Annotated in this window: 25 protein-coding genes and 1 tRNA gene; 11 read left to right on the top strand and 15 right to left on the bottom strand. The window is 33.6% G+C overall.

Annotated features, from left to right (window positions below; translation table 11 throughout):
* The first annotated feature begins 17 nt into the window (after positions 1 to 17).
* Both H5J24_RS13115 and H5J24_RS13120 read left to right on the top strand, forming a co-directional pair.
* Complete coding sequence (locus tag H5J24_RS13115; protein ID WP_068942814.1) at positions 18 to 953, top strand: hypothetical protein; 936 nt, start codon at positions 18 to 20, stop codon at positions 951 to 953.
* A 147-nt stretch (positions 954 to 1,100) separates the two neighbouring features.
* Positions 1,101 to 1,616, top strand: coding sequence for a hypothetical protein (locus H5J24_RS13120; RefSeq protein ID WP_232815576.1), 516 nt, complete (start codon positions 1,101 to 1,103; stop codon positions 1,614 to 1,616).
* 455 nt (positions 1,617 to 2,071) lie between these two features.
* On the opposite strand, the gene H5J24_RS13125 is transcribed toward H5J24_RS13120, so the two are convergent.
* The 3 genes from H5J24_RS13125 to H5J24_RS13135 all read right to left on the bottom strand — a co-directional run bounded on the left by H5J24_RS13125 (position 2,072) and on the right by H5J24_RS13135 (position 5,838).
* Positions 2,072 to 2,719: a response regulator transcription factor gene (locus H5J24_RS13125; protein ID WP_232815577.1), complete on the bottom strand. Its 648-nt coding sequence runs from the start codon at positions 2,717 to 2,719 to the stop codon at positions 2,072 to 2,074.
* Between the two features lie 5 nt (positions 2,720 to 2,724).
* Entirely contained in the window at positions 2,725 to 4,329 is a 1,605-nt protein-coding gene (locus H5J24_RS13130; protein ID WP_228407607.1) for a sensor histidine kinase, read from the bottom strand.
* Positions 4,330 to 5,253: 924 nt separating this feature from the next.
* Positions 5,254 to 5,838: a hypothetical protein gene (locus H5J24_RS13135; protein ID WP_068942809.1), complete on the bottom strand. Its 585-nt coding sequence runs from the start codon at positions 5,836 to 5,838 to the stop codon at positions 5,254 to 5,256.
* 307 nt (positions 5,839 to 6,145) lie between these two features.
* On the opposite strand from H5J24_RS13135, the gene H5J24_RS13140 reads away from it, so the two are divergent.
* From H5J24_RS13140 to H5J24_RS13155, 4 genes are all read left to right on the top strand, one after another.
* Positions 6,146 to 6,230: transfer RNA gene (locus H5J24_RS13140), tRNA-Ser, on the top strand.
* 198 nt (positions 6,231 to 6,428) lie between these two features.
* Positions 6,429 to 6,782: an ISAon1 family transposase N-terminal region protein gene (locus H5J24_RS13145; RefSeq protein WP_068942808.1), complete on the top strand. Its 354-nt coding sequence runs from the start codon at positions 6,429 to 6,431 to the stop codon at positions 6,780 to 6,782.
* A 19-nt stretch (positions 6,783 to 6,801) separates the two neighbouring features.
* Complete coding sequence (locus tag H5J24_RS13150) at positions 6,802 to 7,737, top strand: ISAon1 family transposase (RefSeq protein ID WP_185124671.1); 936 nt, start codon at positions 6,802 to 6,804, stop codon at positions 7,735 to 7,737.
* A gap of 292 nt (positions 7,738 to 8,029) precedes the next feature.
* Positions 8,030 to 8,596 (top strand): DUF6134 family protein, encoded by a 567-nt coding sequence (locus H5J24_RS13155; protein ID WP_141395666.1) that lies wholly within the window; start codon positions 8,030 to 8,032, stop codon positions 8,594 to 8,596.
* A gap of 119 nt (positions 8,597 to 8,715) precedes the next feature.
* Here H5J24_RS13155 and H5J24_RS13160 read toward each other — a convergent pair whose 3' ends face one another.
* The 5 genes from H5J24_RS13160 to H5J24_RS13175 form a co-directional block, all read right to left on the bottom strand.
* Positions 8,716 to 9,843, bottom strand: a complete 1,128-nt coding sequence (locus tag H5J24_RS13160; RefSeq protein WP_068942805.1) for an agmatine deiminase family protein — start codon at positions 9,841 to 9,843, stop codon at positions 8,716 to 8,718.
* Between the two features lie 69 nt (positions 9,844 to 9,912).
* Positions 9,913 to 10,737: an AraC family transcriptional regulator gene (locus tag H5J24_RS13165; RefSeq protein WP_096788325.1), complete on the bottom strand. Its 825-nt coding sequence runs from the start codon at positions 10,735 to 10,737 to the stop codon at positions 9,913 to 9,915.
* 166 nt (positions 10,738 to 10,903) lie between these two features.
* Positions 10,904 to 11,050 carry a bacteriocin-like protein gene (locus H5J24_RS26200; protein ID WP_167386992.1) on the bottom strand — a complete coding sequence of 49 codons (147 nt, stop codon included), beginning with the start codon at positions 11,048 to 11,050 and terminating at the stop codon, positions 10,904 to 10,906.
* A gap of 25 nt (positions 11,051 to 11,075) precedes the next feature.
* Positions 11,076 to 11,219: a bacteriocin-like protein gene (locus tag H5J24_RS13170; protein WP_160138729.1), complete on the bottom strand. Its 144-nt coding sequence runs from the start codon at positions 11,217 to 11,219 to the stop codon at positions 11,076 to 11,078.
* Positions 11,220 to 11,375: 156 nt separating this feature from the next.
* On the bottom strand, positions 11,376 to 12,404 hold the full coding sequence (locus H5J24_RS13175; protein ID WP_068942803.1) for a bestrophin family protein: 1,029 nt from the start codon (positions 12,402 to 12,404) through the stop codon (positions 11,376 to 11,378).
* A gap of 383 nt (positions 12,405 to 12,787) precedes the next feature.
* On the opposite strand from H5J24_RS13175, the gene H5J24_RS13180 reads away from it, so the two are divergent.
* The 4 genes from H5J24_RS13180 (at position 12,788) to H5J24_RS13190 (ending at position 15,768) form a co-directional block, all read left to right on the top strand.
* Complete coding sequence (locus tag H5J24_RS13180; protein ID WP_068945037.1) at positions 12,788 to 13,699, top strand: TolB-like translocation protein; 912 nt, start codon at positions 12,788 to 12,790, stop codon at positions 13,697 to 13,699.
* Between the two features lie 278 nt (positions 13,700 to 13,977).
* On the top strand, positions 13,978 to 14,292 hold the full coding sequence (locus H5J24_RS25635) for a serine hydrolase (RefSeq protein WP_283250715.1): 315 nt from the start codon (positions 13,978 to 13,980) through the stop codon (positions 14,290 to 14,292).
* The gene (locus H5J24_RS13185; protein WP_283250716.1) at positions 14,258 to 15,037 is read left to right on the top strand and encodes a serine hydrolase domain-containing protein; all 780 of its coding nucleotides are present in this window, start codon (positions 14,258 to 14,260) and stop codon (positions 15,035 to 15,037) included. The genes H5J24_RS25635 and H5J24_RS13185 overlap by 35 nt, the downstream gene beginning before the upstream one ends.
* 218 nt (positions 15,038 to 15,255) lie before the next feature.
* Positions 15,256 to 15,768, top strand: coding sequence for a hypothetical protein (locus H5J24_RS13190; protein WP_228407606.1), 513 nt, complete (start codon positions 15,256 to 15,258; stop codon positions 15,766 to 15,768).
* A 381-nt stretch (positions 15,769 to 16,149) separates the two neighbouring features.
* Here the strand turns inward: H5J24_RS13190 and H5J24_RS13195 are convergent, their stop codons facing one another.
* Complete coding sequence (locus tag H5J24_RS13195; protein ID WP_068942800.1) at positions 16,150 to 16,368, bottom strand: DUF4287 domain-containing protein; 219 nt, start codon at positions 16,366 to 16,368, stop codon at positions 16,150 to 16,152.
* A gap of 264 nt (positions 16,369 to 16,632) precedes the next feature.
* Here H5J24_RS13195 and H5J24_RS13200 point away from each other — a divergent pair, with 264 nt between their 5' ends.
* Complete coding sequence (locus H5J24_RS13200) at positions 16,633 to 16,923, top strand: DUF1272 domain-containing protein (RefSeq protein ID WP_068942799.1); 291 nt, start codon at positions 16,633 to 16,635, stop codon at positions 16,921 to 16,923.
* Positions 16,924 to 16,985: 62 nt separating this feature from the next.
* Here the strand turns inward: H5J24_RS13200 and H5J24_RS13205 are convergent, their stop codons facing one another.
* From H5J24_RS13205 to H5J24_RS13230, 6 genes are all read right to left on the bottom strand, one after another.
* The gene (locus tag H5J24_RS13205) at positions 16,986 to 17,147 is read right to left on the bottom strand and encodes a hypothetical protein (RefSeq protein ID WP_167386974.1); all 162 of its coding nucleotides are present in this window, start codon (positions 17,145 to 17,147) and stop codon (positions 16,986 to 16,988) included.
* Between the two features lie 45 nt (positions 17,148 to 17,192).
* Entirely contained in the window at positions 17,193 to 17,369 is a 177-nt protein-coding gene (locus tag H5J24_RS13210; RefSeq protein ID WP_228407690.1) for a helix-turn-helix domain-containing protein, read from the bottom strand.
* A gap of 15 nt (positions 17,370 to 17,384) precedes the next feature.
* Positions 17,385 to 17,519, bottom strand: coding sequence for a helix-turn-helix transcriptional regulator (locus H5J24_RS13215; protein WP_141395665.1), 135 nt, complete (start codon positions 17,517 to 17,519; stop codon positions 17,385 to 17,387).
* A gap of 151 nt (positions 17,520 to 17,670) precedes the next feature.
* Positions 17,671 to 17,817: a bacteriocin-like protein gene (locus tag H5J24_RS13220; protein WP_167386991.1), complete on the bottom strand. Its 147-nt coding sequence runs from the start codon at positions 17,815 to 17,817 to the stop codon at positions 17,671 to 17,673.
* 24 nt (positions 17,818 to 17,841) lie between these two features.
* Positions 17,842 to 17,985 carry a bacteriocin-like protein gene (locus H5J24_RS13225; RefSeq protein ID WP_164975735.1) on the bottom strand — a complete coding sequence of 48 codons (144 nt, stop codon included), beginning with the start codon at positions 17,983 to 17,985 and terminating at the stop codon, positions 17,842 to 17,844.
* 143 nt (positions 17,986 to 18,128) lie between these two features.
* Complete coding sequence (locus H5J24_RS13230; protein ID WP_232815579.1) at positions 18,129 to 18,410, bottom strand: hypothetical protein; 282 nt, start codon at positions 18,408 to 18,410, stop codon at positions 18,129 to 18,131.
* Positions 18,411 to 18,512: the final 102 nt, after the last annotated feature.

Raw genomic sequence — 18,512 nt, forward strand, 5'->3', positions numbered from 1 at the left:
GGGCTTCAAACCAATCCATGAAATATATTCTTCAGGCCTTTATAGCCCTTTTATTACTGCAATCCTGCCAGTCAGATGAGTTAAAAGTAAGCTTTAAAACAATAGAAATCAATATTCCGGGAACTTTAGGACCGTCTTTAAAGCATAAATCAAAATATTACTGTTATTTTGAAAAAGATAATCCATTGGGCAAATATACCATTGTAGACTTCTACATTCTGGATGAGAGTGGAAAAGTTCAGGCTACCATTCCACCACCCCCTATTAAGTTTTCGGATTACAATCTAACGGTAAGGAATGATACTATTTTCACCACCAATTACAAGAGCTATGCTTCTTTCTATCTTGATGAGAAAAAAAAGAAATGGATAAGAGATTTAAGTACATCAAATATTATTTTCAAAGATCAAAATTATACGGTATTCAATCGTAGTTTAGACGATTGCTGCTCTAAAACGTGGTTTAAGGATAATAAGACCGGACAGCAATATGAAGTCTTTACAGAAAATGCGATAGTCAATAAACTTAATAATGTTTATTACCTCAGTACACCTACTATGATTCTCAAACTCCAAGATCCAAAGAAACTGGAGGCCAGTGGAAGGTTTAATGCTGATCACCATCCAACTTCTAATGATGACCCACAAAAGGGAACCGAAGTTTTATACCAAAATAAATTTTCTGGTATGTTTATGTTTCAATCTTCCCTGGCAACATCTTTTGTAGTGAAGCAAAATCTCTATCACCTGTATTCGGAGGGTGGCTCCACTAAAATAGTTGTTTTAAAAGATGATAATTTGATCAATATTTTTGATCTTAAAGATGATATCCGCCCTTCCCAACCCCTTTATGACAAAAATGACTATTCTCCATATATTGGATATCAAGATGAGTTTGGCTCTTACCGCTCACACTACGCAAAGATGAACTATTTCCCCGGTAACGAATATTAGACCATCAGGTTCTCTACTGGTGATCCTAATCGCTCAGGAATTATTGAGATTGACAAAAACAAGCTCAATCTGATTACTTTCAAAAATAAATACCGCGAACCTATTCTTGGTGAACCGTACACAAAATTATGGGTTGAAAAGAACTTCATGGATTTCTATCACCATTTTAATACTTTATCTCTCCAGCAGATTGATCGCATTGAAAAAAAAAAAGAAAATGCATTGAACCTTACTCAATATTCTATATGTGATGATTGTTGTAGTGATTGCTGTAGTACGTCATGTGATGAAATTCCAAGAGTGTATCAGAAAATAGAACGCAAGTACATCCATTTGATAACCTCCTATTTTTATTCTCCGGAGAATCAATCACTGAAACTTATTGAATTCCTATGGAAGACCCAATCCAGAGCAACCATTCATAACAAGGATAATTTTGAGGCCTGGCAAAGTCTGAATACCCACAAAATTTTTGCCCCTAAATTTGAATGGCTACACACCTTCTTAAAACAAAAATTGGGAGAACCTGTTTCTGAAAAACCGTCCAAAGTTATATGGGAAACAGAAACACAAATGGTTGAATTGTCATATAATTACGATCATTATAATCCTAACCGTAATACTAATACTAAGCTTACGCTATATAAAAAGCAAAAGAATTGATACTGGTTTTAAGTTGAAAACAGATCATATATCATCATAAAAAAAGGAGGCTTTCATTGCCTCCCTTTTCTCTTGTACTAGTAACCACACCTTGGATTTCTTTATAGTAATTTGTGTTTTTTTCTTATCATTTGGTTTTTTCAAGAAATCCACGTTTAAGGTCATTCATACGCTTCTATATTAATCTCATCACTTGTTAATTCCTTCTCATCACTTGTGTTTTATATAACTATAGTTTATTATTTTTACAGTTATCTCATTTACCTGTTTGTTATGAAGTGAAAAAAACTAAAAAAAGCAATTGCATTTCATTTGGTAAATTTTATACTACAAAGTAACGACATCGCAGGATAATATCATCTATAAACCCCATCGATACATATCAGATGGGGTATAGATATTTATCGATAAAACAAGGTGAGCATTGAAGAAGTGTAGAATAGCACTAGGAAAATCTATATTTTATGATGGGTCTTGATCAGATCAATCAATTCTACAATATTTTCTATTTTCAGTTTTTCAAAGATATTTTTTTTGATTGTACTTACTGTATTTTGCTTTATATTTAAATTATTCGCAATTTCCAGGTTTCCAAATCCATCTGCGTACAGCTCTGCAATCTGCAGTTCTCTTTTAGTTAAACTGCTCAGCGGACTTATTACCTTAGGATCGTAAATAAACTGGACTAATAAATTCCTTGTAAGATCAGAAAAGTATTCTCCTTTTTCGATAAAATGAGTTACTGCATCTCTCACCTCTTCTTCTTCACTCAGTTTGCTCAGATACCCGTTGGCTCCGGCTTTTATAAATTTAAGTGCATACAGATCTTCTTCAAGTCCTGTAAAAATAAGAATCTTGATATCCGGGTTTATGCTTTTCATTTGTGGTAAAATGTGCAGGCTGTTTCCTTCAGGAAAATGGGCATCAATAATAGCCATTTCAACTCCTTTAGTCTCTATAAGTTCTATTGCCTGTTGTAAGGATGATGTATGATATACTTTAGCATTGGGAGCAATATCACTAATAACGATCTCCATTCCTTGTCTTACAATACTGTGATCATCAGCTAAGAGGAATACAATCTCTCTGTTTTCAATTGGCATTTCCATTATTTATTATTGATATTTAAGTTGATTCTGAACGTCACCTGAGTACCTTTATGCAGCTTACTGGAAACTGAAATTTCGCCATCAAATAATTCTACAATTTCCTTCACAAGATTTAATCCCAATCCTACTCCAAGATTATCTACCTCATCTGAAACGGTTCCCTGATAATAAGGGTCAAAAATCTTTTTCAGATCCGATTCCGAAATTCCAACTCCAGTATCTCCTACTGTTGTAATCAGAGTGATTTTATCATTTCCTAACGGCTCTGTTGCCATGACAAGATCAATCTTCCCATTTTCCGTATACTTGTTGGCATTCCCCAGAATATTCATAAAAATCTGGTTAATTCTGATGTTGTCAGAAAATACTACCACTCCTTCAGGAATTCTGTCTGTGACCGCAAACTTATTGTTTCGGGTCTCCAGATAAGGGGAAATCACTTTTACAATAGAACCGATTTCTTCTTTAAGATTAAAGACAGATTTTATCAGTTTCTTTTCAGCATCCTGATTCTTGGTATATTCCAGAATCTGGTTAGATTGTAGAAGCAGGGTGCTGTTGGTAAATTTAATTGATTTCAGATAGTCTTTAATCGTCTCATCACCTGTGGTTCTATAAATTTTATCAATAAAAATATTAATAATCTTCAACGGAGATCTTAAATCGTGGCTCAGCATTCCCAAAATCCTGTTCTTGAAATTCAGGTTATTCTTAATTTCTTTATTCGCAGCATTCAGTTTTCTTTCGTAGATGAAAGCCACTCTTGTAAAGTACATAATCAAGATAGACACAATGAACATTAATACCATCAGCCCAAGGACAAGATATCTTCTTATTTTATTATTGTCAGAACTTTGTTTGTTGTATTCTTTTTCAAGTTCAGATTTGAAATCTTTAATAGCATTTTCGTATACATCAATCAATCCGTTACTGTATACCAACAGTTTACTAAAATTGCTGTAAAACTGCATGTTCTCACGCTGATTTTTGATTGCAAACTGCTGTGCTTTCTTTACTTCAGCAGCATAATGCTTATCCATAGACTTCAAAGCTTTATTCATTTCAGTCTTTACATTGGAAATGTCTATGGTCTTATTATTTGTTAAAGTAATGACTGTGCTTTCTTTCTGAACATTCACCTTTCCTGTGATGGCATCCTTCAAACGTCCCATGAACCCTTTCTTCTTGATCGTATCAGCATAAGTACGGGTCTGTACATTGAAGTTCTCAAAGTCATTCTTATACTTTGCAGGCTCATAAGTCTGATCTTCAATCTTCGTAGGCGGCTTCAAAGAGGTTTCATATACGGAATCTATCAGGTTTTTCAATTTGGATACTTTCATGGTATCCATTTTTTTCTGAGCCAGGGTATTTCTTAACCTTGGGCTTGTATTTTCATACTCCCCAATCTTATCAAAATTCTTTTTCAGTTTTCTCAAGGACTCAAAATAAAGCTGTAGATCCTTATTATCCTGGCTTACCATGTATCTTTGAAGGTGTTCCTGTGCATCCAGAAAATCCTTTCTTGAATTATCCGTCAGTCCTCCCAGCGCTCTGCTTTCCTCCAGCTGCGTTTTAATAAACTGCAGTTTTTTCTCATTCACAAACTCATTGTAAAAAAATACACCTATAATTACCTGTATCAACAAGATACATATAATCAACGAGTAATGAACAACCTTCCTCAATTTAAAATTTAAGAATTTATATTTCATATCTACTGCCAGGTAAATTAATCTTCTGTTTTTCCTAAGTCTCTTTTATTAGTCTTAAACAATATAATATTATTAATAAAAAATCAATAATCACCCATATATTATTCAATTGGCAAAGTTAAATTAATTTTTGTCTACTTAATAATATAAATTTTCTGATAAAAGCACATAAATTCAAATCTAATTTACATTAAAAAGCCTATAAAACCTAAGCTTTTCACTAATGTAAATCTCTTTTTTTAGAATAGCTGTAAAAAAATGGTCCCTATCAAAAATATTTTAATATCTGTTTTTATAGGGATTGGGATGTATAAATTTCTGACAGGATTATTTATAATTAATTATTTGCAACAAATTATAAACTTTAGACCACCACTTTTCCGCCTAATCCAAGCTTGGAAAACAGTTCTTATCGGTTTCTATTATTCCTCAATCCATTTCAGAAAAATAGTCCGTGTATTCTTAATTATATCATTCAACTCTTTCAATATGATGTTTCTGTACAAGTTCAATACAGTTGAGCCTGTCGTTTTTGGATGCAGAAGCAATTAAGAAAATCACTCCAATGGCTGCTGTAAAGCAAATGTTCTTAAAAAAATTCCCGGTTCATGATTGTTATATTACCAATTGTTTTTGTTTTGGTGGATCAAAGCTATTACAACAGCATTATCTGTTCAATGAAAAAAACAATCAATTAAGGAAATCAAGAAATGAATAAAGGAATTCGGGGAATAAATAATTTACGGAGTATTACCAATAAAAAACTCTGACTTATTTTTATAAATCAGAGCTCAATTTTACTGTAGAATGAATTTACAAACTTACATTATCTATAAGTTTTTTTAATTCATCAAGTGAAATATTATTTCCTGAAGCCACTACCCCATATCTGTTGCCTTCCAGATACTGAATACTGGTCATTTTATCACTTTCATACATACTGTGATCAAAGTAAACGAACCAGCCTTTATAGCTTTTAATATTTGTTTTATCTCCCGGTTCCTCCACCGCTCTTAATTCCAGATAGCTTAAAAGGCTCCCTTTAACGGCCTCAGCTCCTGCACCAGCGCCATCTGTTACCATTAAATAAACATTCTGAGATCCTTTTGCATAGTTTGCAGTAGCATACGATCCTGTTTCTTTATCTTCAAAAGCGTTGACATCCGTAAGTTTAAATCCGTTAATTTCTTTTTTAAATTTACTTTTAAAATCATTTGAGCTAATAGGTTTCAGTTTCTTTAGCTCTTTAGCAAGATTCTCAACTTTTATTGAGTCAGAATCATTCTGCAGAGTTTCTATAGTAGTTACCAAAGGCTGATGAGCAAAAACAACATGTGATCCCAAAGTGAATGTTAAGGCAGCCCCTAAAATACCAGCTCCCAGATAAGATAATTTCATAAATAATTAATTTTTTTAATCTCACAGACATTGCAAAAAATACACCAAATAAAAATTGGGGGGATCAATTTCTATTTATCATCACTTTTTTCTCTAAAAACACATAACCTTTTCACTCAAAAGTGTGACAAACAGGAGAAAAAAAAGGGGGACTTTTAATCATTTAGCAAGGAATCAACAAAAATAATCCATCTGATTTTTAGTTGCTTATTAAGTTTTGTTAAAATTTGTAAAGAAAAAGTTTTGCAGGAATTAAAAATCGTTCTATATTTGCACCACTGAAAACAACGATACTATCGGAGTTTAAGGAGAGTTGGCAGAGTGGTCGATTGCGGCAGTCTTGAAAACTGTTGACTGTAACAGGTCCGGGGGTTCGAATCCCTCACTCTCCGCAAAAACAAATAAAAACCTACTGAATACCAGTAGGTTTTTTTTATTAGACTTTACCCCACATTCATTATTATTTCTTCTTAAAAAATTACCGTTTCATATCTTCCTCGTATAAAAGACGTTCAGGATTATAAATCGGAACACAATATGGATCAGTCTCAAAAGTTGGGGGGAATGTTAAGTTGGTGTATCTTTGAATTATGTTAAGCGATCAGGAACTTCTTAAATTACTACTTCCAGAATTTTTAGTTGAAAACTTTGATATCCTCAAAGCAGAAGAACATAATGGTGAACTTCATATCTATTTTGAAGAAAAAAACAGTATTCCACAAGAATTTAAAGAAAGGCAGTTGGAATCAAAGGGTTTTCTCGCTGAGATTATTGTTGATGATTATCCATTAAGGGGTAAAATCGTAAAACTCCATGTGAAAAGAAGAAGATGGACCGATAGGTCATCAGGAGAAATCCTTCAAAGAGATTGGCAGCTTGTATCGAAAGGCACCCGCATGACTAAAGACTTTGCGGGTTTCTTAAAAAAAATTAGCCGATACTAAAGCTCTTCCCCTGAAGGTCATCGCAGAGTTCTTTGGAGTTAAGGCAAAGACTTTTCAAAGACAATATAAAAATACACTCAGCCAATACAAAGACTGGAAATACAGAGATCATGCAGATCAGTGGGTTGTTTATCCTGACAATCTTTCAGATTCTTTATCTTTAGATGAAGTGGCTTTATCTGATGGAGAACTTTATACAGTCCTTACCTCTAAGAAAGCAAAAGGACAAAAAGGTAGTATTGTGGCTATTATAAAAGGTACTCAGAGTGATTTTATCATAGAGCATCTTTTGAAAATCAACAGAAGGCTTCGGATGATGGTAAAAGAGATTACTTTGGATATGGCCGGTTCAATGAAGCGTATTGCGAAAAGATGCTTTCCCAATGCCTGCCTGGTGGTAGACCGTTTTCATGTTCAAAAGCTAGCGATAGAAGCTCTGCAGGAAATCAGGATCAAATATCGTTGGGAAGCTATTGAAATGGAAAATTCTTTTGAAGAGCAATATCCTGAAAGGCAAGTCTTTGAAAACGGAGATACCCGGAAACAACTTCTGGCAAGAAGCAAATACCTGCTTTATAAAAGCCGGGAAAAATGGACTTTATCCCAAAGGCAGAGAGCTTGTATCCTTTTTGCTGAATATCCTGATCTGGAACAAGCTTATCAGTTAACGGATAAACTTAGAAAAATTTATAATCAGAATATTTCAAAATCTATTGCGATGACTAAGCTGGCGCATTGGTTCAAAAACGTTGAAGAAGCTGGATTTAAATCGTTTTCTATCTTAAGAAAAACAGTAATGAATCATTACAGAGATATTTTAAACTTCTTTGATAAAAGAAGCACTAATGCTTCTGCTGAATCTTTTAATGCGAAGATCAAAAACTTTAGATTACAGCTTAGGGGTGTGAAAGACAAAACTTTCTTTCTTTTCAGATTAACCAAACTTTTTGCTTAGCCCCCCAACTTTTGTACCTGATCCCACAATATTATTTTAATTGATTCATTTCCAAAACATTAAACAATATTGATTTAATAGGTTCGCACTTATCATACAGAACATTTCAGGCTTTTCTCATGCCTAATTTTGCATTATAGATATTTCTATTCTATTACAAATTCAGAAAAGGAATATCTGTCAAAATCCATTTCGAACCTGCAACATACATCAATAATTAATTTAAAGAATAAATACAATGAAAGCATTCCTGATTTTTTCAATATTACTGCCCGGTTATTTTCAACCCAATATGGCAACGCTAATCACCAAAGAATATCTGAATTATTCTATCATAAAAGATGATAAAACCATTGGTAATATCCGTGTAGAACGTTCTTTAAAAGACGACATCACTGAATATCTTTTTGAATCACGAGCTAAAGTAAAGATTCTCTACAGCATTGAGATTTATGACAAAATGGGTGTTACCTTTAAACAAAATATTCTACAGCATGCAAAACTTTATCGAACAATGAACGGGAAACTAAAAGTAAACAATACAGCTACCTGGAACGGAAGTTTTTATAATCTTTCGGATAAGGATGGCGCCAATGGCTTTCTGCAACAATCTATTTTCTGCTCTACCGCAAGCCTTTATTTTAATGAGCCTGGAAATCTAAAATCTGTTTTTTCGGAAAAATTCCAGAAAATGGTTCCTATTCAGAAGATTGATTCCAAAAGATACAGGATCAATCTCCCCAATGGAAACACTACTACTTATACATACAGCAGCGGAATTTGCACCTTGGTTGAAGCTAATACAGATTTTGCCAACCTAAAGTTTGTTCTTAGTACGAACCCGAATAAAAATCATTAGTGTTGTCACACCCTATCCTGCTGACCTATCAAATTTTAATTAGTTTTCTATGGAGTGTAAACGAAAACACAAAAAACCTACTGAATACCAGCAGGTTTTTATCTTTTTTGTAAAATACTCTATTTGGGCTGCTGCTGTGTCACACAATGCACCATTCCGCCATTAGCAAACAGGTTACGACAGTCAATTCCAATCACTTTTTTATCAGGATATAATTGTTGTATCATACGGTTAGCAACAGTATCATTAGGATCATTATAATTAGGCACCAGTACTCTGTTATTCGCAATATAATAATTAATATAAGATGCTTTACCTACATTTTTCCCGTAGGTGGTTATCACATCATACTTTGTTAAAGGAACTTTCACAAACTGATAGGCTGTACCATTTTTTTGAGTAGCATTGTAAAGTTTAGTCATATCACTGTCTGGAACTTGCCAGTAGGCCAGATCATCAGTGTTCATAGTGATAATAGTAGTAGAGTTTGCAAATCTGGCAAATCCGTCAATATGCATATCTGTGATATCAAGATTGGCTTTTCCGTCCAGCCAGATAAATTTTGTGACTCCTAGGTTCTTCGTAAAAATAGCTTCTGCCTGCTGCTGGGTCATTCCAGGATTTCTGTTCTCATTAAGAATAGAACTTTTGCAAGCCATTAATACTCCATTTCCATCAATTTCAACACTTCCCCCTTCATTGATCATTACGGAATTGAGATCTATTTTTGGAATTCCACTATCGGCTGCAATTTTAGCAGGGATTGTATTACAGTTACCAGATTGGGCTTTATTTCCCCAACCGTTAAATCCCCAGTCCTGAATAAACAGCTTGCCGTTTTTATCTTTCACATAGATAGGGCCATTATCTCTTACCCAAACATCATTGGTTGGATATAATTTAAAATCGATATTGGCGAGTGACACTCCGGCATTGGTTAACAACCCCATAATTCGATTTTTTTCTATAGCATCATACACAACAATATGCACTTTTTCACTTTCTACAAGCGCTTTAGTCATTGCTACCCAGGTAGGATCCAGCCGATTCTGGTAGGTAATGCCATATTGATATTTGTGAGGCCATTGAAGCCAGGTTCCTTCGTGTGGAGCTGATTCCTCAGGCATTTTGTAAACAACAGATGCTGGGTCAGGTATACCTGAACCGGGAGAAGCCGTTATCTCATCCTGAGAACATGAAAACATAATAGCAGATAATAATAAGAGCATGATTTTCTTTTTTTGCATAAGTGATCTTTTTTTGATAAGGCAAAATTAGATCGATAAAGAGTGCCAAAGTTGTCCAAAATTGACAACCTATTTCAAAGGCAGTAAAATATAAGTCAGTTGTTTCTCCTGGCCCTTCATATCCTCTGCATACCTTTCATATTTTTCGATAATAGGACTATGTGAAAACTCAAGTCCGGAATTAAAAATCCATCGGGAATAGATTTTAGTATAAGTATCCTCTATTGTTTCATAGGTTCCGGAATGGATAAAACGTGCATATTTACCCCCCAATATAGGTTTTGAGGGCAATTTTTTATTCTGAGCCTGGATGGTTGAACAGGCATCATACCGGCAGTTTATTTCAGTCTTAATTAAAGGTTCATCTGCTATGACTCCAAAATATCCTGCGTCAGAATCGGGAAATTCATTATGCATAAAGCTATCCCAAAGCCATTCAATTTCTTCATTATTGTAATAGGTTTGAATACTCTGATAGTACACCTGTATCGGTTTAAGATATACAATTTCAGGCTCCAGCAAAATGTCAGAGGTAACCGGAATCAGATCCTGTTCACAAAGTAACTGCTGCTTACTTTGTTTCGCTTCTTTAGGAGATATCCCAAAATGCTGTTTAAAAGCTTTTGAAAAAGAAGCTATAGAGGAAAACCCCACTTCAACACCTATAGATGTAAGACTTTCCTGAGTGTAAAGTATTCGTTTATATGCATTTTCCACTTTCAGCCTTTGTTGAAAAGCTCCAATTGTTTCTCCACAGCTATATTTAAAGATACGCTGAATATTTCTGTAAGAGTAATGGGATATTTCCTCCAAATCTTTTACAGAAATCTGCTGATCATAATTTTTCTCGATGAAATTGATGACTTTATAAATACAGTTCAGGTTGTCTTCCATAAACAATGACATTTTGAGAGGTAACTGGTGTGAAATAAATTGCAAATAAAGGGAATAAAATAGTGTTAGAATGGTATAAAGAAAAAATGGAAAGAGATTCTTCTTTTACAATATAAAGCCTTAAATCAATCAATTTAAGGCTTTATTTACTTTAACATTCAATTTATTAGCTCAATATCTCACAGGGTGCTACACAATAGACCCAAGGACATCTTTTTATTCCCGGAGGCGGGCAGCATGCTTCTGAACAGCTTACAGCACCTCCATGGATGCTCTTCAGCTGATCTCTTGAAATTTTTTTACAATTTTTCATAGTCAAGTTGGGTTACGTTTACAATTTAAGGCTGATTTCCACCGCCACATCCATCGTATGGCATACATTGCCACTTGCCACCGATCAAACATATTTGACCACCAGGGCAGTTGATACCTCCTTTAATTGATTTCATTTCCTGTCTTTGGATTTTTTGTAAATTTTTCATAATATTTAGATTTAATGGAAATCTAAATTAATTAATTTTCATCAATTCAAATAAATTATTCTTAAAAAATATTATTTGCTATCCATTTATTTGTGTGATATTTTATGATACACCTTCTAAAAACCAAGTAAAACTCACATTTCGCAGGCTTTTATATTACATCAATATATCATTTACAGGCTGAATGGGTTGGGGAAGCTCTGTTTTCCCTAATATCTGTAAGAGATCAATCTCTATGGTACGGCAGATAGATAACATAGGAATATCAGTACCTAATCCTTCAAAAGGGTTTTCGGAGTAATCGCCTATCAGTTCCATCAAAACATAGATCCAGCCAACGATGGCCCCAAATGGGATCATCAACCATACTCCGGCTTCACCTAACTTTGCAAATTCTGCTACAATTCCCAATGGTAAAAGGAAAATAAAGATGCAGTTGAATATAAAACTCAGATTAGCATATTGACGCGGGATAGGAAATTTTTTAATCCGTTCAGCCCTTCCCTGATGATCATAAAAATCGGAAAGTACTTTCTGCATATCCAGCTGTCTTCGCATATGGATGATTTCCTTATCTTCAAGGTCTGCAAGATCCAGAGACTGTAAATTGATGATCTGGGTTGCTTTATTAGAAGCATGTACCAGTACAGACTCATCAAAAAAGTAATCTGTTTTCTGTTTTTCACTCAGAAAATCCTTAAACAAACCTACTCCTTCAGATTCCTGTCTCTTTTGGGCGATTTTCCCGAAGTGCTTTTTTAAGCTTACATGCTCCCATTGTGTAGGAACCAGCAATTGCTCTCTGAAAGTATAGAGCCAGGCTATATGACGATAAATTAGACGTTCCTTAATTTGCATGAGTTCCTCTGGGCTATACTGTGTATTGTCGCTGTTTTTTACAAAGGAATTAACCATTACCGCCCAGCTGCGACTGCTGTTGACTATGGCTCCCCATATTTTTCTGGCTTCCCAAACTCTGTCATAAGATTGGTTATTTTTGAAACCGATATAAAAAGCTAATGCAGTCCCTACTAAAGAAACCGGAAGCCACGGAATAGAAATCCAGTGCCAGCCTGCCACTTTATAGAGCAGAGACACCAAAATCATATAGGCTGTAAGCCACCAGATATGATGCCCGGCAAATTGTATAATTCCTCTTAATCCAATCGTTTTTCTTACAATCATGTTTTTTTAAATTATTTATGTTCAGAAAGTAAATGTAATTATTGAAAAATAACACTGCAAGTTTCATGAAGATATTAGGATTAAAATATTTTAACCTAGAGAAAATGTCGTTCAGTAAATTTTACTGAATCAACGATTCACTTTCAGAATAAAAATATTTAATTTCACATTGTTTCGTAATCATCTGTAACAAGTACCCATAATAAACAACTATTTTATAAAACCTAAATAAATCATGTTATTACCTATATTTGATGAAATACCAACGGTTCATTTTCCGATTCATTACATGGCCCATCTTGATTATCATTTAGGGCCAATCAATTATGAAAGAACGCCGCTGGATATATAATCAACTTAAAACTTTACCATACCCTAAAACCATGAAAGCAAAACAATTTCTAACTGCATTAATTCTTATCTCCGGAACTTTATCAGCTCAAAAAATTGAAACTGTAAGCCCTTATTTGGATCAATTTCAGAATGTAAGGGATTTTTACATTACTGATGATGAAAAAGAAGCCTATTTTACCATTCAGAGCCCAGGGCAGGATTTATCTCAGATCGTATGTATTAAAAATAAAAAGTGGAAAAATCCAATATTGCTGCCATTCTGTGACGGGTACTCTTATCTGGAACCTTTCTTATCCCAAGATGGGCTAAAGCTTTATTTCGCTTCGGACAGACCCAAATCAGAATCCGAAACAAAGAAAAGTGATTTTGATATCTGGTTTGTTGAAAGAAAGAGTCTTAAAGATCAATGGTCAAAACCCATCAATATGGGAAGTACAGTTAATAGTGAAAACAATGAATTCTATCCAACGTTATCCAATCATAACAACCTCTATTTCACCATGGATGCAAAATCAGGTCTTGGGAAGGATGACATTTACTACAGTCAATGGAATGGCAAAGAATATTCAAAACCTATGCTGCTAAATAATAATGTCAATAGTGAAGGCTATGAGTTCAATGCTTTCATTGCACCCGATGAGCAGATGCTCATCTATACGAAATACAATGCAAAAGACGGCCTGGGAAGCGGTGATCTCTATCTGTCAAGAAAAGATAAACATGGTGAATGGCAGCCTGCACAGCATATGGGTAACGAAATCAACACTAAGTACATGGAATACTGTCCTTTTTACAACAGCAAAACAGGTATACTTTATTTTACCAGCAAAAGAAACAGCCTGATTCCTCAAAAGTTTCAAAAGACAAATGATTTTCAAAAGTATATTTCATCCGGAGAAAATGGATTAAGCAAAATATATAAAATTCACATAAAGCTCTGAAAAAACAATCTGGCTAGTCTTGAAATTCCGTATGAAGTAGGTTTTAATTCAAAATCTTCATTCAATACTGTGTTTAAAAAATATATGAAAAGCATTCCAATATAAATTCACAAACAATTGAAAACCAAAATCTTGTAATTACTCATACTTATTTTTTATATCAATCGAACCTATTTTCATGGATAAATAAGGCCGAATACCTGCATTCGGTCGCCCAGGTTTAAGTTGTTCCACATCTTTGTATCGAAATAAATTTTTAACCTTAAAACAACGATACAATGAAAACTTCATTCACCTTCTTCGCAGTATTATTATTTATCAGCAGCTTTTCTTTTGGACAAGATATTTCTCAAAAGATAGACTCCATCATCAAAGATAATTATCAAAAAAATCCAAACATATCTATAAGTGTAGGCTTCATACATAATGATAAAAAATATTATACGACGTATGGAAAACTAAGTAAAGAAAGCCTGGTGGATGTCAACAAGAATTCTATATTTGAAATTGCTTCTATCACTAAAATTCTGACTTCTAATTTAATTGCCCAGGCTAGTCTTGAAAAAAAAGCTAAAAGTAGACGACTATATTGATGCTTATTTACCAAAAGAATATATCCTACAGAAAAACCTTAAAAACAAAATCAAGATTTCAGATCTGGCTTCTCATCAATCGGGCTTGCCTGACATAGATTTTGCTAAATTGATAGAACTTAATCCACAGCAGCCGGTAAGCAATGTTACTGAAGAATCATTAACCTCTATCATTAATAATTGCAGTGAGCTTATTGACTATGGAAAATATCGTTATTCCACCATCGGATATACTTTATTGGGGCAAATATTGGAAAAGGTGTATGGTAAAACTTATGATGCAATCATTCATGAAAAAATGATCAAGCCTTTACACATGACCAATACCCTTACAACTGATTTCAATGTAAAGAACATCACTACAGGGTATAATCCTAATGGCGGTACTCAGGAATTCTTCAAATGGAATGTTACGGCCTCAGCCGGTTTGGTGAAATCAAGTGCTTCTGATATGGTTACCTACCTGAAAGTAGTTTTAACCAGCGGAAATCCAATATCCGAAGCCGCCTTGATGACCGAAAAAATATATTATAAAGATGAAAAAAGAGAAATGGGACTAGGATTTAACATCAGCACTGATGATCAGAATACCATCTATCTGAAATCCGGTGATTCTATGGGACAATCTTCTATCATTTGTTATAATAGAGCCAAAAATTGGGGAATCATCATCCTTTTAAATCAAAGAAACTCAAAAATGAGACAAAACCTGTTGAATGAGATTTATGAAAAGGTTCTGAAATAATCCCTCCGGAATCATTGAAACAAAAGCCTATTGGCATTTTGAAACAATAAAATAGGTGGTCAAAATAGTCACCTATTTTTATTCTTTTGTGTAAGCGTTCTATTTATTATGGAATCTGTACTGCGAATAAGAAACTCGGCAAACTGCATAAAAACTGAAACGAATCAAATAATTTATTTTTCTGATCACAATTATCAGACTTGCTTTGTAAAAAAATTATGAAACAGTTCTTATTTTACTTAATAACGATCACATGTATGACAACAGGAAATTTAAAAGCGCAGAACAAAACATTTGAAAATGATGCTAAAACAATCGATGCATTAATGAAAGCCAGTTATGAAGTTGTTTCCGGAGAAAAGGGAACAAAAAGACAATGGGAAAGGGATCATTATCTGCATCATCCCAAAGCAGTCTATTCGTATTTTGACAGAGAGAAGAAAAAACAGGCCACGATGACGTTGGAAGAATTTCATAAAGAAACAGATGATATGGTCTTTCATACGGCTTTTTATGAAAACGAAGTGAATAGAGAAGTCAGAATCTTTGGCAATATTGCAAATGTTTGGAGTACTTATGAAACAAGGTTAAAAAAGGATGGAAAAGTTGAAAGAAGAGGAATCAACAGTATTCAGCTAGTTTTTGAAAATAACCGCTGGTATATTATCTCCTGGACATTTTGTGGAGAAACCGATGAGAATAAAATTCCTAAAACATTTGACAGGAGTTAAAAAAAAATAATTCCTATAACAAAGCTTTCTTTTTCTAATTAATTACAAATACCTATAATATGTAATACCCATTTTCAATGCTTTAAAAGAGTAAATTCATATCCATCACTGTTCTCTAAGAAGCAGTCTCAAAAGCCAAATTATTTGGCTTTTGTTATTGACTATGTGTCTAAATAGAATTCATTAATTGAAAGGAGATAATCCTCAATTTCTGAGGAAGGAAGAATCTGCTTGGCAATTAGGCATATAAGATTCTTCACTTCATCTTATTTCGTTCAGAATACCATTTTTGAGACAGCCGCTTTTCATGTAAATAAGCAATTTTTCAGCTTGTAACGGAGATATAGAAGAACATCTCTTTACAAAAGACGCGCTATTTTTTTAGTCCCGTTTTCCATTAATATACGCATACATCGCTGTGGCATGTCCGTGTCCCAATTCAAAATCTTCTTTTAACCAATTGATTATTTCCGTGGCTTTTATTCCTTTTTTTATTTTCCCTTCTTCTGTAAATCCTTTTTCAGCCGCTAAAACTTCAAAATCAGAACGATCTTTTCCTGTTTTTTCTTCAATGTTTTTAATATAGGTTTGAAATGACATAATATTTTGTTTTTTGGTTAATCTTATTTTTTAAATATACGCTTTTGAATATAAAATCAATCTTACTATATTCTATAAAGCTTTGCTGTTGTATGAAAAAGCACTCTGATATTCTTATCCAAACAATCTTCATGGAGGTTTCATCTTACTTCACCAGCTCTATAATCTTTTTCAATTAAAAATAAAACGAATAATCCCCCAAACCCACTGTTTATCGCAAATTTAAATTAACTTCGTACCACCAATAATCATAATAACAAATCCATGTTAGAGATCAGAACCAGCTGCGAAAATTGTCAGAAACCCTTACCCTATGATTCGCCTGAAGCCATGATATGTACATTTGAGTGCACATTTTGTAAAGATTGTGTTGACCATATTTTCAAAAATGTCTGCCCCAACTGTGGTGGTGGACTGGAAAAACGCCCCATCAGGCCCAAAAGTCTTCTTGCAAAATATCCCGTAAGTTCAGAAGTGGTATATCAACCCATTAACGAAGCTGAGTTCAAAATTAAACAGGAGAGATTAATTGATATTCCTTTAGGTGAGCGATAAAAACCCTATAATACTTGATTCAAGTTCCTTTTTTTGATCAATTTAAGGTATTTGTATTGATCTTATGATGAAGTCTGCTGTAAGTTAAAAACCGTACCCGCCGGATCTGTAATCCAGTGCATATTTTCCGGAAGTCCCTCAATTTCATTATTATTGTAATAGGTTTGGATACTCTGATAATATACATGTATGGATTTAAGATATACAATTTCAGGTTCCAGCAAGATGTCCGATGTTATTGGAATGAGATCCGGTCCATAGAGCAGCTGCTACTTAGTCAGTTTGGCTTCTTTAGGAGACATCCCAAAATGTTGTTTGAAAGCTTTTGAAAAAGATTCTATAGTGGAAAAACCAACTTCAACAGCTATAGACGCAAGACTTTCCTGAGTATAAAGTATTCGTTTATAAGCATTTTGCACTTTAAGTCTTTGCTGGAAAGCTCCTATGGTTTCCCCGCAGTTCTACTTAAAGATACGCTGAATATTTCTGTAAGAATAATTAGATACTTCCTCTAAATCTTTTACAGAAATCTGCTGGTCATAATTTTCCTCAATGAAATTGATGACTTTATAAACACAGTTCAGGTTGTCTTCCATAAACAATAGCACTTGGGAGGTAAATGGTGTGAAATAAATTGCAAATAAAAGAAATAAAATAGAGTTAGGATCATATAAAGATTTCCTTTTTATTGCAAAAAGCCTTAAATCAATCAATTTAAGGCTTTTGTTTACTTATACTACAAAGCTATTAGCTTAATATCTCACAGGGTGCTACACAATAGACCCAAGGACATCTTTTTATTCCCGGAGCTGGGCAACACGCTTCTGAGCAGCTTACTGCACCTCCATTGATGCTCTTCAGCTGATCTCTTGAAATTTTTTCACGATTTTTCATAATCAAGTCAGATTAGGTTACCATTTAGGGCTGATTTCCACCGCCGCATCCATCATAGGGCATGCATTGCCATTTTCCGCCAATCAAACATATTTGGCCACCTGGGCAGTTGATACCTCCTTTAATTGATTTCATTTCCTGTCTGTCGATTTTTTGTAAATTTTTCATAATATTTAGATTTAATGGAAGTCTAAATTAATCAATTTTCATTAATGTAAATTAAAATATTTTATAAAATTATTATAAAATTTATTTTATGATTTAGTTATTTACATTTTTACATAATAAAAAATACAAGGGGTCTTATTTTATTATCTTAATTTAATTGATTTAAGTATAATAGGATTCTTAGCTCTAAGATTTACTAGAATCCTTTTCTTTTTATCATTAGAATACTGCAACACTAAAGTATCTTTTTTTAATTCTAATATGTCATATGTTTTATTTTCTATTTTTAAAATATTAGTTTTTTGTTGGTAGTCCCATTTCATAATAGGTTTCACATCATTCATTCTAAAGCTCCTTAAAGTATTGCTTGAAAAAATCAAATCCTTTATAATCAATATTTCCATTATTATAAAATACGTATCCATAATTAATATTTTTATAAATATTTTCTTCTTTAGTATATGTAAAAATATACCAAAAACTATTCTCTTCTGTTAATTTTTGCTCTAATGAACTTTTAGCACAGC

This window comes from Chryseobacterium capnotolerans (assembly GCF_021278965.1).
Lineage (GTDB): Bacteria > Bacteroidota > Bacteroidia > Flavobacteriales > Weeksellaceae > Chryseobacterium > Chryseobacterium capnotolerans.